The sequence below is a fragment of the Flavobacterium sp. K5-23 genome, from assembly GCF_023278045.1.
Taxonomy (GTDB): Bacteria; Bacteroidota; Bacteroidia; order Flavobacteriales; family Flavobacteriaceae; genus Flavobacterium.
Window position 1 is genome coordinate 925,616 of the sequence record NZ_CP056783.1, and the last position, 17,000, is coordinate 942,615.

At 34.5% G+C, this 17,000-nt stretch carries 21 protein-coding genes; 13 read left to right on the forward strand and 8 right to left on the reverse strand.

Annotated elements, in window-relative coordinates; translation table 11 throughout:
• Positions 1-60: 60 nt before the first annotated feature.
• The 3 genes from FLAK523_RS04125 to FLAK523_RS04135 all read left to right on the forward strand — a co-directional run bounded on the left by FLAK523_RS04125 (position 61) and on the right by FLAK523_RS04135 (position 1,687).
• Positions 61-714: an HD domain-containing protein gene (locus FLAK523_RS04125; RefSeq protein WP_248906815.1), complete on the forward strand. Its 654-nt coding sequence runs from the start codon at positions 61-63 to the stop codon at positions 712-714.
• Positions 715-782: 68 nt separating this feature from the next.
• On the forward strand, positions 783-1,178 hold the full coding sequence (locus FLAK523_RS04130; RefSeq protein WP_248902299.1) for a transposase: 396 nt from the start codon (positions 783-785) through the stop codon (positions 1,176-1,178).
• 161 nt (positions 1,179-1,339) lie between these two features.
• A complete protein-coding gene (locus FLAK523_RS04135; protein WP_248906817.1) occupies positions 1,340-1,687 on the forward strand; it encodes a DDE-type integrase/transposase/recombinase in 348 nt (115 codons plus the stop codon).
• Here FLAK523_RS04135 and FLAK523_RS04140 read toward each other — a convergent pair.
• Both FLAK523_RS04140 and FLAK523_RS04145 read right to left on the reverse strand, forming a co-directional pair.
• Entirely contained in the window at positions 1,654-2,190 is a 537-nt protein-coding gene (locus FLAK523_RS04140) for an IS630 family transposase (protein WP_248902447.1), read from the reverse strand. The two genes, FLAK523_RS04135 and FLAK523_RS04140, sit on opposite strands and share 34 nt — an antisense overlap.
• An 11-nt stretch (positions 2,191-2,201) precedes the next feature.
• On the reverse strand, positions 2,202-2,750 hold the full coding sequence (locus FLAK523_RS04145) for a hypothetical protein (protein ID WP_248906021.1): 549 nt from the start codon (positions 2,748-2,750) through the stop codon (positions 2,202-2,204).
• A 67-nt stretch (positions 2,751-2,817) separates the two neighbouring features.
• Between FLAK523_RS04145 and FLAK523_RS04150 the strand changes: the two genes are divergently transcribed.
• The gene (locus FLAK523_RS04150; protein ID WP_248906819.1) at positions 2,818-3,204 is read left to right on the forward strand and encodes an integrase core domain-containing protein; all 387 of its coding nucleotides are present in this window, start codon (positions 2,818-2,820) and stop codon (positions 3,202-3,204) included.
• A gap of 53 nt (positions 3,205-3,257) precedes the next feature.
• On the opposite strand, the gene FLAK523_RS04155 is transcribed toward FLAK523_RS04150, so the two are convergent.
• From FLAK523_RS04155 to FLAK523_RS04180, 6 genes are all read right to left on the reverse strand, one after another.
• A complete protein-coding gene (locus tag FLAK523_RS04155) occupies positions 3,258-3,659 on the reverse strand; it encodes a hypothetical protein (RefSeq protein ID WP_248906822.1) in 402 nt (133 codons plus the stop codon).
• A 204-nt stretch (positions 3,660-3,863) separates the two neighbouring features.
• Positions 3,864-4,646, reverse strand: a complete 783-nt coding sequence (locus FLAK523_RS04160; protein ID WP_248906824.1) for an enoyl-CoA hydratase/isomerase family protein — start codon at positions 4,644-4,646, stop codon at positions 3,864-3,866.
• 9 nt (positions 4,647-4,655) lie between these two features.
• On the reverse strand, positions 4,656-6,071 hold the full coding sequence (locus FLAK523_RS04165) for an ATP-binding protein (protein WP_248906826.1): 1,416 nt from the start codon (positions 6,069-6,071) through the stop codon (positions 4,656-4,658).
• A 138-nt stretch (positions 6,072-6,209) separates the two neighbouring features.
• Positions 6,210-6,767 (reverse strand): CopD family protein, encoded by a 558-nt coding sequence (locus tag FLAK523_RS04170; RefSeq protein WP_248906828.1) that lies wholly within the window; start codon positions 6,765-6,767, stop codon positions 6,210-6,212.
• A 9-nt stretch (positions 6,768-6,776) separates the two neighbouring features.
• Positions 6,777-7,796, reverse strand: a complete 1,020-nt coding sequence (gene hemH / locus FLAK523_RS04175; protein ID WP_248906830.1) for a ferrochelatase — start codon at positions 7,794-7,796, stop codon at positions 6,777-6,779.
• Positions 7,797-7,894: 98 nt separating this feature from the next.
• Positions 7,895-8,767 carry an AraC family transcriptional regulator gene (locus tag FLAK523_RS04180; RefSeq protein WP_248906832.1) on the reverse strand — a complete coding sequence of 291 codons (873 nt, stop codon included), beginning with the start codon at positions 8,765-8,767 and terminating at the stop codon, positions 7,895-7,897.
• Positions 8,768-8,994: 227 nt separating this feature from the next.
• Between FLAK523_RS04180 and hemA the strand changes: the two genes are divergently transcribed.
• The 9 genes from hemA to FLAK523_RS04225 all read left to right on the forward strand — a co-directional run bounded on the left by hemA (position 8,995) and on the right by FLAK523_RS04225 (position 16,977).
• Entirely contained in the window at positions 8,995-10,251 is a 1,257-nt protein-coding gene (gene hemA, locus FLAK523_RS04185; protein ID WP_248906834.1) for a glutamyl-tRNA reductase, read from the forward strand.
• Positions 10,252-10,314: 63 nt separating this feature from the next.
• Positions 10,315-10,722, forward strand: coding sequence for a GxxExxY protein (locus tag FLAK523_RS04190; protein WP_248906836.1), 408 nt, complete (start codon positions 10,315-10,317; stop codon positions 10,720-10,722).
• A 78-nt stretch (positions 10,723-10,800) separates the two neighbouring features.
• Entirely contained in the window at positions 10,801-11,727 is a 927-nt protein-coding gene (gene hemC / locus FLAK523_RS04195) for a hydroxymethylbilane synthase (protein WP_248906838.1), read from the forward strand.
• A complete protein-coding gene (locus tag FLAK523_RS04200) occupies positions 11,727-12,410 on the forward strand; it encodes a uroporphyrinogen-III synthase (protein WP_248906840.1) in 684 nt (227 codons plus the stop codon). The genes hemC and FLAK523_RS04200 overlap by 1 nt, the downstream gene beginning before the upstream one ends.
• Before the next feature lie 22 nt (positions 12,411-12,432).
• Entirely contained in the window at positions 12,433-13,458 is a 1,026-nt protein-coding gene (gene hemE, locus FLAK523_RS04205; RefSeq protein WP_248906842.1) for a uroporphyrinogen decarboxylase, read from the forward strand.
• A gap of 54 nt (positions 13,459-13,512) precedes the next feature.
• Entirely contained in the window at positions 13,513-14,424 is a 912-nt protein-coding gene (gene hemF, locus FLAK523_RS04210; protein WP_248906844.1) for an oxygen-dependent coproporphyrinogen oxidase, read from the forward strand.
• A gap of 150 nt (positions 14,425-14,574) precedes the next feature.
• A complete protein-coding gene (locus FLAK523_RS04215; RefSeq protein ID WP_248906846.1) occupies positions 14,575-15,480 on the forward strand; it encodes a DUF4421 family protein in 906 nt (301 codons plus the stop codon).
• Between the two features lie 21 nt (positions 15,481-15,501).
• Positions 15,502-16,494: a porphobilinogen synthase gene (hemB, locus tag FLAK523_RS04220; RefSeq protein ID WP_248906848.1), complete on the forward strand. Its 993-nt coding sequence runs from the start codon at positions 15,502-15,504 to the stop codon at positions 16,492-16,494.
• A 69-nt stretch (positions 16,495-16,563) separates the two neighbouring features.
• Positions 16,564-16,977, forward strand: coding sequence for a c-type cytochrome (locus FLAK523_RS04225; protein WP_248906850.1), 414 nt, complete (start codon positions 16,564-16,566; stop codon positions 16,975-16,977).
• Positions 16,978-17,000: the final 23 nt, after the last annotated feature.

A 17,000-nucleotide genomic window follows, 5' to 3' on the forward strand; every position in this document is an offset into this window, starting at 1 on the left:
AGTGTTGATTTTTGAAGTTTCCAACTTTGAAAATCAACATTTTTTTTAAAAGTATAAATAATGATCAATACGGATATAGTAAGTAAAACAATCAGTTTTGTAAAAGAAAAGCTTAATGATGCCGAAGGCGGACACGACTGGTTTCACATCGAAAGGGTTTATAAAAATGCTTTGTTGATTGCTAATGATGAAAATTGTGATGTAACGGTTGTCAAATTAGGCGCTCTACTTCATGATATAGCCGACAGTAAATTTCACAATGGGGACGAATCAGTTGGACCAAAAGTAGCTCGCGAATTCTTGGAATCTTTGAACGTGTCTGAAGAGGTAATCGTTCACGTGGTTAACATCATTGATAATATCTCTTATAAAGGAGGCAATTTTGAAAAGAAATTCACTTCTATTGAGTTGGATATAGTTCAAGACGCGGATCGTTTAGATGCTATAGGAGCTGTTGGGATTGCCCGAGCGTTCAATTATGGCGGATTTAAAAACAGAGCGCTTTACGACCCTAAAATCGCTCCAAACACATCAATGACAAAAGAAGAGTACAAAAGCAGCAATGCGCCTACCTTAAATCATTTTTACGAGAAGTTATTGCTATTAAAAGACAAAATGAATACCCCAACCGGAAAACAAATAGCACAAGAAAGACACCGATATATGGAAGGGTTTTTATCTCAGTTTTATGCGGAATGGGATGGGGAAAAATAAGTGTTCAGTGTTCAGTGTTCAGTTTTTTGTACTTCCCTGATATAGGTTGACCACAAAAGTCAAGTTATATGAATGCAAATTTAAAAGAAATTAGGAAACTCCGAGTTTATTCGGAAGAGTTTAAAAAAGGAATCGTAAGTTTTTACGAAAGCGGGAAGTATAGTGTTCTGCAATTAGAACGACTTTACGGAGTAAATAACGTTACAATCTACAATTGGATTTATAAATTTTCTACTTTTAATGAAAAAGGAATTAGAGTTGTAGAAATGAAAGATAGTAACATTGATAAGCTAAAACAGTTAGAACTCAAGATAAAAGAACTTGAACAAGCGGTTGGTCAGAAGCAAATAAAAATTGATTATCTCGAAAAGATGATTGATATAGCTAAAGATGAATTTAATATCGACATAAAAAAAAACTCCAACACCCCACAATCAGCTGGTTCGTTGAGAACCAGAAAGTAATAAGTTTTTCTTTAAATCAGCTTTACGAAACACTTGAAATAAGCAAGCAAGCAGTTAATCAGTATTCAAAAAGACAGGTTGCTTTTGAAAGAAAGATAGAATGTCTGATTTTAGAAGCAGAGGAACTAAGGAAAGAACACCCTGGTTGTGGGGTTGAGAAAATGTATTATGCTTTGCGTCCTAATTTCATAGGAAGAGATAGATTTATCGATACGTTTATGGATTTAGGGTTCAGGATAAAAAGGCATAAAAATTACAGGAGAACAACGTTTTCTGTGAAAGTTTATTTTCCGAATCTAATAAAGTCAATGTCTGTATATGCTCCGTCGACGATTTGGCAATCGGATATAACTTATATTTATGTTGGAGAAAGATTTTATTACGCAGTGTTTATAATAGATGTTTATACAAAGAAAATCGTTGGACATCAACTATCTAATCATATGAGAGCTACTGCTAATACCAAACACATGTATTATATGGCCCAAATTTTATCTAAAAATACATAGCTATATCCACAGATACTCATTACCTCTTTTTTGCTTGTAGCTTTTACGACATTAGTAATGAAATCTTCTACATCTTCCAATGAATTATAAAATTTATTAGAAAATTCTCGTTTGTATTTTGCCCACATTTTTTCAGCGGGATTAAGTTCTGGACTATATGGTGGTAGAAAAACCAAAACAATATTTTCAGGAATGATTAATTTTTTTGCCTTATGAAACCTTCCATTATCCAGCACCATTATTTTGAGTTCTTTCGGATTTTCCTTTGAGAAATTATCTAAAAAAACTTGAAAATTATCAGCGTTGCAATGTGGGAGTATTAATTGAAAATGGTCTCCAGTTATGGGCGAAAAAGCTCCAGAAAGCCAAGTTGATTTAAAAACTTGTTGGAAAGCACAAATCGGCTTAACACTAATAGCAGTAACTGATTTTCCGTTTCGAGTGAACAAACCAAAACGCGATTCATCTTGAAAATACAAGTTTACAGAGTCAAAATCACCCACCGTATTTAGTGCTATTTCTTGACAGATTCGTCCGAAGTCTTTTTAAAAGAGATTCCCTGATCTTCGTCTTTTTTGACATGACTTTTGCGGGCTACTTTTACACTTGATTTAAAATTCCTGATGCAATAATAAAGCAACGTATTGTAATTGAAAGTCTTCCCTGATTCTTTTTCAATCCAATCTTTAAGCTCAACATAGCCTTGAAGTCCATTTTGAGGGTCGTTGAGTTTTGTTTCCAACATATTGTGTTCAATAGCATTAAAAGCCGACGGCTTAAAACCTGTTTTTTGATGCTTCATCAAACCCTCAATTCCAGAATTAAGGTATAATGTCCTCCAATTCTGAACGCTATTAGGGTCAACCACAGCTAATTTAGCAACCTCACGTTTAGAAATCCCTACTTTTTCGTTTTGCTTCAAAATCAGCAGAACTCTCAAACGTTGACCAATAAACGGAATAGATTGTTTGAGCAGATTTTTTATTTCTTTTTCGGTTTCCTTAATTACCAAAATTTTTGCATGCGCCATGATTACTTTTATAATATAGTCCAAATATAACATAAAAAAACCAATTATCAAAATTGGTATATATTATATTTTCGTTTGGTATAATTTAAGCGCAATGCAAATGGCATTAGAAAACAATCAAGCTCCAATGATACACCACTCTGATAGAGGTAGTCAGTATATTTACAATGAATATATAGCTCTTCTCAAAGTGAGTGGATGCGAAATCAGCATGGCATTGTCAGGACAAGACAATGCTTATGCAGAAAGGATTAACAGAACAATAAAAGAAGAGTATATAGACCATTGGAAACCTAAAACATTTGAACAATTAAAAAAGGATGTAGATAGAGCAGTTGAACATTATAATAATAAGAGACCTCATAACAACATAGGGAAATTAAGCCCTGTTGATTTTGAAAATAATTGGTTCAATAATCCTCTTTTTTCTAAGCCTATTATTACTATTTTTGACAATGATAAATTAATAGAAATCGGTCAACTTTAATTAGGGACGTGCATGATCAGTAATACTGCCAACTAATTACTGCCAACTGAACACTAAATAATCCCCTTCGCTTTCATTTCTATAATTACATCCGCAGCATTCTTAAATGTGGGTGCTTGTTCAACAATACTTCCCACTCTTTTCTTGTTGAGTTTAAAAGTGATATCATTTTCTGTAGTGAATAATAACGCGGTTAAAAACGGGTTATTCATATATGGAGCCAAAACGATAAAAGCTTCGTCAAGCGTATGGAAACTCTCTATTTCTTCGGTTTTGTATCGGGCTGTGACTGATAAAGTATAGCCGCCTTCTTCCAGTAAAACGGGTCTTACATAGATGTTTTTTAATTCCGTATCCCCAATGGTTTTAGCCAAAGTTAATTTAGCATAAGTACCGTTTTGGACACTTTCTTTTACTTTTTCCCAAAATTGAACGAATACAGGTTGAAAAGACATAAACTTATTTTTAAACGTTGGATTATTTTCCAATATCGATTTGCAAAATTAAGATTTGTAAATCAGAATTACAGTCTATTAAATGAAAATTTAAACTGTGAATAACTTTATTAAACAAAAACCGCCCATTCTCAATGTGAATGGGCGGTTTGTTATTTATTTTTAACTTGAAAACAGCAAAAAGGATTTTCAAGTTGTAAAGGATTATTCTCCCGTAAACACTGCTTTCCTTTTTTCTAAAAAGGCAGTTGTTCCTTCTTTGAAATCTCCGGTACCAAAACATTTTCCGAATGCTTTTATTTCGGTTTCATATCCGTTTTCTCCGTCTTTAAAATTAGCATTAATTGCGTTGATGGCTTTAGTAATGGCCAAAGGAGAGTTTTTCATAATTCGTTGAGCGATACCATTACAATAATCTAAAAGTTCAGCTTGAGGAACCACGTGGTTTACTAATCCTGTCCTGTAAGCTTCGTCAGCAGTTACCATTCCGGCTGTCATAATCATTTCCATAGCGCGTCCTTTACCTATCAATTGTGGTAAACGTTGGGTTCCTCCATATCCAGGAATTACTCCTAATGAAACTTCCGGCAATCCCATTTTGGCATTGTCAGAAGCGATTCTAAAATGACAGGCCATAGCCAGTTCTAATCCGCCTCCAAGTGCGAAACCATTCACTGCCGCAATTACAGGGATTTTTAAGTTCTCAACAAAGTTGAATAATATTTCTTGTCCTTGTGCGGCTAATTGAACTCCTTCTTCTATTGAAAAGTGAGCAAATTCAGCGATATCAGCACCAGCTACAAAAGCTTTTTCTCCGCTACCAGTTAAAATAATTACACGCGTATCGTAACTTTTCTCCAAAGTTTCAAAGGCGCTGTGTAATTCTAATATCGTTGCTTTGTTTAATGCATTGAGTTTAGTAGGACGATTTATAGTTATGGTTGTAATGTTATTTTCGGTAGCGATTAAAATGTTTTCGTAGTTCATTATAATGATTTAAGAGTTAGTTATTGGAAGGCTAACCGTAAAACGAGTTCCTTTTCCAAGTTCAGTATCAAAGGTAATTGTTCCTTTGTAATTTTCAATAATATTTTTAATAATACCTAGACCTAAGCCCATTCCACTGCTTTTGGTGGTAAATTTAGGTTCGAATATTCGGCTTATATCCTGAGGGTTTATTCCTATTCCGTTGTCTTCCACAGTAATCAATACATTGTTTGACTCTTTGTTTACAGTCACAAAGATTACCTTATTTTCCTGTTCCTCGGGAATAGATTGAATAGCGTTTTTGACCAAATTTGTAATGATACGAATAAGTTGGGTACGGTCTATTTTCGAAATAATCTCTGGTGATTCACTTTTAAAAATGATAAGTTCGTCATTAAAAATGTCTAATGCCAGTTCAACGACATCTACCACATTCAGTGTTTCGTTTTGTTGGGCCGGCATGGAAGCAAAATTCGAAAAAGCAGAAGCAACTGCATTCATTGTGTCAATTTGCTGTATTAATGTTTCTGAGTAATCCTTCATTTTTCGCATTATTTCTGGATCATTCGGGTTGAATTTTCTTTCGAAACTCTGTACCGTCAAACGCATTGGAGTAAGCGGGTTTTTGATTTCGTGTGCCACTTGTTTGGCCATTTCGCGCCAAGCTTCTTCTCGTTCACTCTGGGCTAGTTTTACGGCGCTTATTTCTAGTTCATCAACCATTCGATTATAAGCGGTAATCAACAGATTAATTTCTTTACTGCTGGCTTCCAAAACAATTTTCTTGTTCTTTTGATTCAAACTTGTTTCGTTCAGCCTGTCGGAAATCGTTTTTAGTGATTTTGTTATATAGGAAGAAAGAAAATAGGCCAGTGCAAAAGCGACAATCAGCATAAAAGAATACACTTGTCCTAATCGAATAAGGAAATTGTTTAGCTCATTTTGATAAAAACTTTCGTCTTCCAGATAAGGCAGGTTTAAAACACCCAAAGGCTTGAATTTATCATCTTTTATCTGGCTAAAAGAAGATCTTTTCTTCGTTCCATCTATGGTTTTAATATCAACATATCGTTTTTCTATTGAAGAACGCACGAGTTTTAAAATGTATTTTGGAATAGGAGGCGCTTCTTTGTCAACAGAGAAAGATTCTTTGGAGGATTTTAAAAGTTGGCCATCCAGACCATAAATATTTATCTCTATGTTGTGAATATGCGCCAGTTCATGAATTTTATCCTTGAAAATAAGGTCTAAATTCTCAGTGGTTAACGGGTACGTTGTTGTTGAAAGCACATAATTAATATGTTCTTTTATCGCGTTTTCCTTGCGTTCCAGTCGTTCCTGATGGTATTCTTTGGCTTCGTTTTTAAATTGAATAATCGATATGGTGGCCAGCAAAACAGATGCTACCACAATAAGTACGATCATCGAAAGGAATATTCGAATTCGCAGCGAAAGCATAGATATTTTGAAGCCTTTTAACATAGTGTTCAGTATTCAGATTTCTTAGTGTTCAGTATTTAAATTTTCAATATTCAGTATTTCTACTGATTACTAAAGTTCTGCTTACTGATCACTATTTTTCTCACGAATTCGTTTGTAAAATTTAAACCCTAACATTATAGTTATCGAAAATAAAAATATCCCGACAACTCCGTAAATCCAGTTCACGGCATTTTTTAAAATTACTAAAAATACTACTGCAAAAAGAATTATTGTTGCGCCTTCATTCCACAATCGCATAAAAGTAGTTGTGTGTTTTACTTCGTCATTTTGTAATTGCGTGAATATCTGCTGGCATTTTCCATGGTATAAGTACAACAAGAATACAAATCCAAGTTTTACGTGCATCCAGGGCATTTGTAGCCATATTGCTCCAGCATCAGTGAAAAACAACATCCAAAAAGCAAATATACTTGCCAATACCGCTGAAGGCCAAGTGATGATATACCACAAGCGATAGGTCATTATTTTGTATTGTTTTTGTAATATTTCTTTTTCAGGTGAAGGTTTGTCTGCAGCTTCAATTTGGTAAACAAACAAGCGTACGATATAAAACAAACCGGCAAACCAGGTAATTACAAAAATAAGGTGCAGGGATTTTAAGTAATTATAATATTCCATCACTATTTATTATTTGGCGGAAGCCCATTCATTAATCCAGTTACTTACCGTTTTACACCAATCATCGCTGTCGTTTAAACAAGGTACCGCCGTGAATTCTTCACCTCCATGCGCTTTAAATTCGTGATTTGCTTCCATAGCTATTTCTTCTAATGTTTCTAAACAATCAGCGACAAAAGCAGGGGTTACAACAGCTAATTTCTTGATTCCCTTTTCAGGCATTTTATTCACTTCCACATCCGTGTAAGGTTCAAGCCATTTGTCACCCGCTAAACGCGATTGAAAAGTTTGACTGTATTTTCCTTCTGGAATACCAAGTTCTTTAATTACTAATCTTGTAGTTTCATAACACTGGTGACGGTAACAAAATTCATGCGCTGGCGAAGGAGTGTTGCAACACGATCCGTCAATTTTACAATGTGATTTTGTAATGTCGGTCTTGCGAATGTGACGTTCCGGCAAGCCGTGATAGGAGAACAATAAGTGATCGTATTCAATGTTTTCTAGATGATTTTTAATGGAATCAGATAGGTTTTTTATATAATCAGGTTTGTTGTAGAATGCAGGAACGGAAGAGAATTTCATATTAGGAAAATATTCTTTTCTAATTTCTTCTGCTTTTTCTAAAACCGTAACAGTCGATGACATCGCGTGATGAGGATACAATGGAAAAAGCAATACTTCAGTTACTCCCTTATCAGCTAATTCTTTTAACCCAGAATGGATATTAGGATTTCCGTATCGCATTGATAAAGCCATTGGCACTTTTACCTGAGGTATAACTTTATCAAACATTCTTCTGGATAAAACCACTAAAGGAGATCCTTCTTCCCACCATATTTTTGCATAAGCTTCGGCTGATTTTGCAGGTCTTTTTCTAAGGATAATTCCTCTTACAAGTAATGCTCTTAATAGAAAGGGAACGTCAATTACGTATTTATCCATTAAAAATTCATCTAAATAGGGCTTTACATCTTTAGCTGTTGGACTTTCCGGGGAACCTAGATTTACTAATAATACACCTTTCATTTTATATGTTTTTGTTTCGTAAAAGTAACTAAACTTACTTTTTTATAAATTTGGATTAACTATTTTTTATTGATTGTAATATAGAAAATCAATCTTGATTATGTTGTAGGATTGATTGACATCAAATATTTTTTGGGCGTGGTTGCAAATTTCTTTTTGAAAGCAGCTATGAAATGACTTCCTGTGCTGTAACCTATTTTCAGTCCTACTTCATTTACGTTATAGGAACCGCTGTCTAATAGTTTTCGGGCAAAATCCATTTTGTAGTCAAACAGAAAGCCGTAAACCGTGTCGCCGTATATTTGCTTGAAACCCATCTTTAGTTTCTTTAGATTCAATCCTACCTGATCTGCGAGTTCCTGTAGTCCTGGTGGCTCGACCATATTGGCAATGATGATTTCCTTTGCCTTTCTTATTTTTAGCACATTGTCTTCGTCAGTTAGAAACGGACATTGTTCTGCATTGGGATCTTCTGTCCTATTAAAATACAAACTTAATAATTCGTACCCTTTTCCTTTATAATACAAGTTTTTAATGGAAGGATGTAAACTGTAATGAAACAACTGACTTAATACAATCGCCATTGACGGACTCACATTTCCTTCATTGTAATATTTCTTGTCTTTGTTTTCCCCGCTTAAAAAAGTGATGTAATCCGCTTCTGTTGAAAATAAGGCGTGGAATTTTTTGATGGAAATGATTACCGATATCACCCATGAATTAGGAGCCAACTCTAAATTTAAAGGCAATTCCTTCTGGGGATTGTACAGTAGCAAGGATTTCTCCTCTTTAAGTTCCAATGCGTAATTCCCTTGATTGAAAATAAATTTAGCACTTCCTTTCAGTCCAAAGTGAAACTGAATCAGTCCGCTGCTTACTTCACGCTGTGCATGAAATACCTCAGTGCCGTCATTTAGAAAACGTATTAATGTAAAATCATCTTCAATTTTTATAATTTCTTGAGAACCCATAGCGACATTTTTAAATTAAAAATATGACAATTATCAGTATTTATTATTTAGAGTCACTCTAAACAAACCAGCTCAAACACCCTGATAATAGAGCAAAAATAGTGTTTTTTAGATAAAAATAGCTGTTTAGGAACAAAAATACATGTAGCGATACAAAAAGAACTTCTAGCGTTACTTTTATAAATAGTATAGTGATAATTTTGTTTCACTTTTTAGAAAGTAGTAATATGGAAAATAATAACCTATCTAAGCATCATTATTTTTACTCTGTTGGATTAAGCTATAAAAAAGCAGACGCCGATATGAGAGGGAAATTTAGTCTTGATGCATCAGCAATAATACGTTTACTTGAGCAGGCAAAAAGCGAAGGAATAGAAAGCCTAATCGTAAGTTCTACTTGTAATCGTACAGAAATTTACGGATTTGCTGAGCACCCTTTTCAATTGATAAAATTGATTTGTGAAAATAGTAACGGTACTGTTGAAGAGTTTCAAAAAGTAGGTTTTGTATATAAAAATCAAGAAGCGATAAGCCATATGTTTCGTGTAGGAACAGGTTTAGACAGTCAGATTTTAGGAGATTTTGAAATCATTTCTCAAATAAAAAGCAGCTTTATCCAATCTAAAGCAATGGGATTAGCTAATAATTTCATGGAACGTTTAGTAAATGCGGTTATTCAGGCCAGCAAAAAAATCAAAACAGATACCGAAATAAGTTCAGGGGCTACTTCAGTCTCTTTTGCCTCTGTTCAGTACATCATTAAAAACGTTGAAAACATCGGTAATAAAAACATCTTGTTGTTTGGTACCGGTAAAATAGGGAGAAACACCTGTGAAAACTTGGTAAAACACACCAAAAACGAGCATATTACCTTAATTAACAGAACGAAGGACAAGGCCGAAAGATTAGCTGGAAAACTAAATTTAATAGTAAAAGATTATTCTGAATTGCATCTGGAACTTCAAAAAGCAGATGTGGTGGTTGTTGCAACGGGAGCTCAAAACCCTACGGTTGACAAAGCCATACTGAATTTAAAAAAGCCATTGTTGATTTTAGATTTATCGATTCCTAAAAACGTACATGAAAATGTGGCCGATTTAGAAGGAGTTACTTTAATCCATATGGATCATTTGTCTCAAATGACAGATGAAACCTTAGAGAACAGAAAAAATCATATTCCTGCAGCCGAGGCAATTATCGAAGAAATAAAAGAAGAATTTAATATTTGGACCAAAGGAAGAAAATTTGCTCCAACAATCAATGCGCTTAAAGAAAAACTGAATGCCATTAAAAATTCTGAATTGGATTTCCAAAGCAGAAAAATCGTTGGCTTCAATGAAGAACAAGCTGAAATTATAAGCGCAAGAATCATTCAAAAAATAACCACACACTTTGCTAACCACTTAAAAGATGATGACACTATGGTGGATGAAAGCATCGAGTGGATTGAAAAAGTTTTTAAAATAGGTGTTTTAGCAAAATAAAAATTGATAACATTAAGAAATTAAGATACATTTAGTGTTTTAACTATCTTAAAATTCAAATTTATGACGCAGAAGCAAGTTACACAACTGTCTTACGAAATAACAGGTTTTGCCATTAAAGTACACAAAAATCTAGGGCCTGGACTTTTAGAAAGCGTTTATGAACAATGTTTGAAATTTGAGTTAGAAAAAAATGGTTATGAAGTAAAACAGCAATTGATTGTTAAGATTGATTACGATGGTCTCGAATTAGAATCAAATTTAAGGATAGATCTTTTAGTAAACGATTGTATAGTTGTGGAATTAAAAGCGATAGAAAATGTGTTACCAATTCATGAAGCTCAATTATTGACTTATATGAAGTTACTTGAAAAACCTCAAGGGTTGCTAATTAATTTTAATACAATGAATATAACAAAATCATTAAAACCCCTTGTGAATGAATATTTTTCAAGATTGGATAGTTATTGAAAAGGAACTTAATGCTCCTTAACTTCTTAATGGTTTAATAAAAAATCAAATGATTATTTATCATTTGTAAAAACAAAAATGGCAGAAAAAACAATACGAATAGGAACTCGCGATAGCGAACTCGCGCTTTGGCAAGCTCATACAGTAGAAAAAAAACTGAATGATTTAGGATATAAAACCGAAATTGTTGCCGTAAAATCTACGGGAGATATCATCCTTGATAAACCTCTTTACGAACTTGGAATCACCGGAATTTTCACTAAAACGCTCGATGTTGCCATGATCACCGGTCAGGTGGATATCGCAGTGCATTCTATGAAAGATGTTCCTACGGCTTTGCCTATAGGGATTGTCCAAGCCGCAGTTTTAGAAAGAGCAAATACAGTTGATGTGTTGGCCTATAAAGAAAATTTAGATTTTTTGGAATCGAATGGAACTATTGCTACCGGAAGTTTACGACGCCAAGCTCAATGGTTAAATAGATACCCAAATCATAAAGTAGTTGATTTAAGAGGGAATGTTAATTTGCGTATGCGAAAATTAGCAGACAATGACTGGAATGGCGCTGTGTTTGCAGCAGCCGGACTGGAAAGAATAAATCTTAAATCCGAAAACCAAATTGCTTTGGACTGGATGATTCCAGCTCCTGCACAAGGCGCAATGTTAGTTGTAGCTATGGGAAATGACAATTTTACTTTGGATGCCTTATCGCATTTAAATGATATAGAAACTGAGATAGCCACTTATATTGAACGTCAGTTTTTGAAAACATTAGAAGGTGGTTGTACGGCTCCTATTGGTGCTTTGGCAAAATATAATGAAGAAGAGGACACTATCCATTTTCAAGGTGCTTTATTCTCATTAGACGGAAAAGAAAAAATTGAAATCGATAAAATTGTTCCTATCGAAGAATGGAAAAAATTAGGTTTCTATTCAGCACAGGAAATTTTAAATAATGGAGGAACAAAATTGATGACGGAAATTAAAAATAATTTGAAGAAATAATGAGCCAAATAAGCATTTTATCAACCAAAACATTGTCAACTGAACAAAGGCAAGCATTTCTTGAGGCTAATTTAGATGTTTTAGAACAAGATTTCATCGAAATAAAAAACAACATTTTCGAATTGAATAAAATCAACACTAATTTGATTTTTAGTAGTCAAAATGCTGTTTTAAGTTTAATGGAACAAAACGATTGGGAAGTTCTTAAAACTAAAAGTGTTTTTTGTGTTGGAATTAAAACCAAAGAATTACTTGAATTGAATGGTTTTCAAGTGGATGTTTATATGGATTATGCATCTGAACTGGCTGAAATTATTACTTTAATTTATAACAAGGAAAGTTATACTTTTTTAAGCGGGAATTTGCGCAAGGAAACGTTGCCGAAAGCGTTAAAAAGAGGAGGAATAACATTTAATGAAATAGAAGTTTATCAAACCAAGTTAGCGCCTTTCAAAATATCGGATAAAGAGAAATTTGATGGAATTATGTTTTTCAGCCCATCTGCCGTTGAAAGTTATTTGACAAACAACAAAATCAAGAACGAAATTTGTTTTTGCGTAGGCAATACTACGGCAAAAACATTAGAAACAAATAAAATTAAAAACATTGTAATTGCCGAAACACCTACAATTGAAGAGGTGATTGAGGAAGTTATTGAATATTATAAAACAGAAAGTATCTAGCATTCAGCTAAAATTAAAGTATATGATAAAGAACGACTTATTTTTAAAAGCATTAAAAGGAGAAACAGTTGAACGCCCACCAGTTTGGATGATGCGTCAAGCAGGTAGATATTTACCGGAATTTATCGCATTGCGTGATAAATATGATTTTTTCACCCGTTGTCAAACTCCAGAATTAGCTGCTGAAATCACCGTACAACCCATTCGTAGAATTGCTCCAGATGCAGCTATTTTGTTTTCGGATATTTTGGTGATTCCACAAGCAATGGGAATTGAAGTGTTGATGAAAGAAAATTTTGGTCCGTTTTTGCCAAATCCTATTCGTACGATTCAGGATGTGGAAAAAGTAATTGTTCCTGATGTTCACGAAACGCTTGGTTACGTTTTTGATGCTATCAAATTGACGAAGGAAATGTTGAATGATGAGGTGCCGTTAATAGGTTTCGCAGGTTCTCCTTGGACAATTATGTGTTATGCAGTAGAAGGGCAAGGTTCTAAAAGCTTTGATAAAGCAAAAGGATTTTGTTTCCAATATCCTGAAGCAGCACACGTTTTATTGCAAAAAATTACCGATACCACTATTTTATACCTAAAAGAAAAAGTAAAAGCGGGAGTAAATGCCGTTCAAATTTTTGACTCTTGGGGAGGAATGTTATCACCAGTTGATTATCAAGAATTCTCTTGGAAATACATCAACCAGATTGTTGAGGCATTGGCCGATGATGCTCCGGTAATTGTTTTCGGAAAAGGATGCTGGTTCGCTCTAGGCGAAATGGGAAAAAGTAGAGCTTCTGCATTAGGAGTTGACTGGACTTGTTCACCAAGAAACGCTAGATATCTTTCAGGAGGAAATATCACATTACAAGGAAATTTTGATCCATCAAGATTATTGTCTCCAATTCCTGTTATCAAAAAAATGGTACACGAAATGATCGACGAATTCGGGAAAGACAAATACATCGTGAATTTAGGTCATGGTATATTACCAAATATTCCTGTTGATCACGCGAAAGCATTTATTGATGCTGTGAAAGAGTATAAGCAATAATTACAACGAGTATTCCTGTAAGGTGTTTAACCTTGCAGGATATCAAAAATCACAATGAAAGAACAATTCTTTAAATACATACAAAACCTTCAAGACACCATAGTCGCAGGACTAGAAGCGGTGGACGGTCAAGCCAAATTCCGTGAGGATATTTGGGAACGTCCTGAAGGTGGAGGAGGAAGAACCCGCGTTATAGAAAATGGTGCCGTTTTTGAAAAAGGCGGCGTGAATATTTCTGCTGTTCATGGTAAATTACCGGACAGCATGCAAAAGCTGTTCAATGTAGGCGAAGCAGACTTTTTTGCGTGCGGACTAAGTTTGGTTTTGCATCCAAAAAACCCAATGGTTCCCACAGTACATGCTAATTGGAGGTATTTCGAAATGTACGATGATAAAGGAAATGTAATCCAACAGTGGTTTGGCGGAGGACAGGATTTAACACCTTATTATTTGTTTGAAGAAGATGCGATTCATTTTCACCAAACCTGTAAAACGGCTTGTGACAAACACAATCCCGAGTTTTACCCAAAATATAAAAAACAATGCGATGCTTATTTTTGGAATGCACATCGAAATGAAGCCAGAGGAATAGGCGGATTGTTCTTTGACTATTGCAAAGAAACAGAAACGATGTCAATGCAGGACTGGTTCAATTTTGTGTCTGAAGTGGGAAATAGTTTCCTGGAAGCGTATGTTCCCATTGTCGAAAAAAGAAAAACATTGTCGTGTTCTGCTGAACAAAGAACTTGGCAGGAAATTCGCCGTGGTCGTTATGTGGAGTTTAATTTGGTTCACGATAAAGGAACTCTTTTTGGACTAAAAACTAACGGAAGAATCGAAAGTATCTTGATGAGTTTGCCGCCTAATGTACAATGGGTTTATGATCATCATCCTGAAGCAGGAAGTGAAGAGGAGAAATTAGTTCAGGTTTTAGAAAACCCAGTCGATTGGATTAGTTTGGAATAAGTATTTCGAACACAATAAATTGTGATGAAGTTAAAGGTTGTTTTTATTGTCTTACTATTTTGTAATTTGCTTTCAGCTCAAGAAGGTGAATTATTACATGCTGAGCGCCATAAATACAACCCTTTATATCGGGCAAACTACTTTAATAAGATGATTTTTAAAGTAGATTTAAACAGTGATATAGATAATTTTTATGTGGCAAATCTAAATAGTACTGAGAATAGTCAAAGCAGTTTTATTCCAAATCAACGTTTGAAATTGAGACTGTCATTCGATTATAAATTTTTGGGTGTGTTTCTGTCAACATCCCCAAGTTTTTTGCCGGGAAACAATCGTGATTCTGATAAAGGGAAAACAAAAACACTTGATTTAAGTTTTAAATTTTTTTATTCAGACAGGCTAAGACAAGAAATAGATTTTAAAAAAACAAAAGGGTTTTATCTAGCAAATCCACTTAAACCGTCCTCTGTGGATATTTATCCGGATTTACAGATAAATACAATTGGTGGGCGAACTTTCTATATTCTAAATAATAATTTTTCATATAGAGCTTTCGAGAATATGACCGAAAGACAATTAGTAAGTGCGGGAAGTTTGATTCCTTCTTTAAGTTATTATTTTAATAATTTAATTACTAGCGAATATAATACGGGCAAAAAAAATCTGTTACAAATTCATTCTTTTGATAGTTTATTGCAACTGGGTTATATGTATAATTTTGTACTTGGAAAAAAGTGGTATGCAACTGTAGGGTGGCATCCTGGAATTGGATATAATGCTTCAAAAAGTTTTTTTAACGATAAAGAAAAAGAAGCTGATTTTGAGATTAAATCGACAAATTTTAATTTTAATTTCGATTTCAACATATCTTTAGGGTACAACAATAAAAATTTATTTTCAGGGGTGAAATTCAATTACAGAGACTATGAATATAATAATCAAAGAACAGCCGAATTGATAAACTCTAAAGCTCATTTCGAACTGTTTATAGGATATCGTTTTAAGACTGTGAAGTCTGTTGAAAAAGTATTTGAGTCTGTAGAAGACGTTTTTTAAGTTAATTAACAAAAAATATATATGTTTCCATTACAAAGAAATCGCCGTTTAAGAACTAATGAGTCTATTCGTTCTTTAGTTCGTGAGACTAGTTTAAGTCCCAATGACTTTATGCTACCTATGTTTGTAGCCGAAGGGAAAGATGTGAAAATCGCCATTCCATCTATGCCAGGAATTTACCGTCATTCATTGGATAATACAATAAAAGAAGTAAAGGAAGCTTGGGATTTAGGAATCAAGGCTGTTAATATATATGTCAAAGTAAGCGAGAGTCTTAAGGATAACGCCGGGAATGAAGCTTGGAACAAAAACGGATTGATGCAACAAACCATCCGCGCCATAAAAGATGCAGTTCCGGAAATGATAGTAATGCCAGACGTGGCTTTAGATCCTTATTCGATCTACGGACACGACGGAATCATAGAAAACGGACAAGTAATCAATGACGCAACAGTTGATGCTTTAACGCGAATGAGTTTAAGCCATGCTGAAGCTGGTGCCGACTTTGTAGCGCCAAGCGATATGATGGACGGACGCGTTTTAGCCATTCGTAAAGCATTAGAACAAAACGGTCACCATAACGTGGGGATTATGAGTTACAGTGCTAAATACGCCTCGGCTTTTTACGGACCTTTCCGTGATGCTTTGGATTCTGCACCCGTGAATTCTTCAAATGTTCCCAAAGACAAAAAAACATACCAAATGGATTATGCAAATCGCATCGAAGGAATTCGTGAGGCTTTGCTAGACGTGGAAGAAGGTGCTGATATCGTTATGGTAAAGCCAGGAATGGCTTACTTAGATATAGTGCGTGAAGTAAAAAATGCCGTTCACGTTCCAGTAGCTGTTTTTCAGGTTTCTGGGGAGTATGCTATGGTCAAAGCCGCTGCCGAAAGAGGCTGGTTAGACCACGATAAAATTATGATTGAGCAGTTGTATTGCATTAAAAGAGCCGGAGCGAGTATTATTTCGACCTACTTTGCTAAAGAAGCTGCAGCAATATTAAATAGATAGATTTTAAATTAGGGTTAAGATCCACAGGGTGTTACAAAATAATTAACTTTGAGATATAAATGATAAATTATGAAAAAAACACTTATAATTGGATTTGTAGCTCTTTTAGTTTTTGCTTGTAAAAATAAAGAAGAAGAGTCATTTGGTAAACAAGAAGAAACTTCTACTGTAGAATCCGCATCTTCTGAAGGGATGAAAGCAGCTACTCCAGAAAAAATGGGAGAATCATTATTTAACGGTAAAGGGAATTGTTTTAGCTGTCATAAAATTGACACTAAATCCATTGGTCCCAGTGTTCAAGAAATCGCTAAAATATACAAGGATAAAAATCAGAACATGGTCAGTTTTCTTAGAGGGGAAAGCGATGCCATCGTAGATCCAACTCAATTTGAAGTGATGAAAGCTAATTTTGCCATTACAAAAGCGATGTCTGAAGAGGAATTAAAAGCTATTGAAGCTTATTTTTATAGCCATTTAAAATAAATAGTAGATTGCTTTTTTAAGAA

What these genes read in the sequence shown, in the direction of transcription:
- FLAK523_RS04125 (WP_248906815.1), top strand. Translation starts at nt 61, where the DNA reads ATGATCAATACGGATATAGTAAGTAAAACAATCAGTTTTGTAAAAGAA.
- FLAK523_RS04130 (WP_248902299.1), top strand. Translation starts at nt 783, where the DNA reads ATGAATGCAAATTTAAAAGAAATTAGGAAACTCCGAGTTTATTCGGAA.
- FLAK523_RS04135 (WP_248906817.1), top strand. Translation starts at nt 1,340, where the DNA reads ATGTATTATGCTTTGCGTCCTAATTTCATAGGAAGAGATAGATTTATC.
- FLAK523_RS04145 (WP_248906021.1), bottom strand. Translation starts at nt 2,750, where the DNA reads ATGTTATATTTGGACTATATTATAAAAGTAATCATGGCGCATGCAAAA.
- FLAK523_RS04150 (WP_248906819.1), top strand. Translation starts at nt 2,818, where the DNA reads ATGGCATTAGAAAACAATCAAGCTCCAATGATACACCACTCTGATAGA.
- FLAK523_RS04155 (WP_248906822.1), bottom strand. Translation starts at nt 3,659, where the DNA reads ATGTCTTTTCAACCTGTATTCGTTCAATTTTGGGAAAAAGTAAAAGAA.
- FLAK523_RS04160 (WP_248906824.1), bottom strand. Translation starts at nt 4,646, where the DNA reads ATGAACTACGAAAACATTTTAATCGCTACCGAAAATAACATTACAACC.
- FLAK523_RS04165 (WP_248906826.1), bottom strand. Translation starts at nt 6,071, where the DNA reads ATGATCGTACTTATTGTGGTAGCATCTGTTTTGCTGGCCACCATATCG.
- FLAK523_RS04170 (WP_248906828.1), bottom strand. Translation starts at nt 6,767, where the DNA reads ATGGAATATTATAATTACTTAAAATCCCTGCACCTTATTTTTGTAATT.
- hemH (WP_248906830.1), bottom strand. Translation starts at nt 7,796, where the DNA reads ATGAAAGGTGTATTATTAGTAAATCTAGGTTCCCCGGAAAGTCCAACA.
- FLAK523_RS04180 (WP_248906832.1), bottom strand. Translation starts at nt 8,767, where the DNA reads ATGGGTTCTCAAGAAATTATAAAAATTGAAGATGATTTTACATTAATA.
- hemA (WP_248906834.1), top strand. Translation starts at nt 8,995, where the DNA reads ATGGAAAATAATAACCTATCTAAGCATCATTATTTTTACTCTGTTGGA.
- FLAK523_RS04190 (WP_248906836.1), top strand. Translation starts at nt 10,315, where the DNA reads ATGACGCAGAAGCAAGTTACACAACTGTCTTACGAAATAACAGGTTTT.
- hemC (WP_248906838.1), top strand. Translation starts at nt 10,801, where the DNA reads ATGGCAGAAAAAACAATACGAATAGGAACTCGCGATAGCGAACTCGCG.
- FLAK523_RS04200 (WP_248906840.1), top strand. Translation starts at nt 11,727, where the DNA reads ATGAGCCAAATAAGCATTTTATCAACCAAAACATTGTCAACTGAACAA.
- hemE (WP_248906842.1), top strand. Translation starts at nt 12,433, where the DNA reads ATGATAAAGAACGACTTATTTTTAAAAGCATTAAAAGGAGAAACAGTT.
- hemF (WP_248906844.1), top strand. Translation starts at nt 13,513, where the DNA reads ATGAAAGAACAATTCTTTAAATACATACAAAACCTTCAAGACACCATA.
- FLAK523_RS04215 (WP_248906846.1), top strand. Translation starts at nt 14,575, where the DNA reads ATGATTTTTAAAGTAGATTTAAACAGTGATATAGATAATTTTTATGTG.
- hemB (WP_248906848.1), top strand. Translation starts at nt 15,502, where the DNA reads ATGTTTCCATTACAAAGAAATCGCCGTTTAAGAACTAATGAGTCTATT.
- FLAK523_RS04225 (WP_248906850.1), top strand. Translation starts at nt 16,564, where the DNA reads ATGAAAAAAACACTTATAATTGGATTTGTAGCTCTTTTAGTTTTTGCT.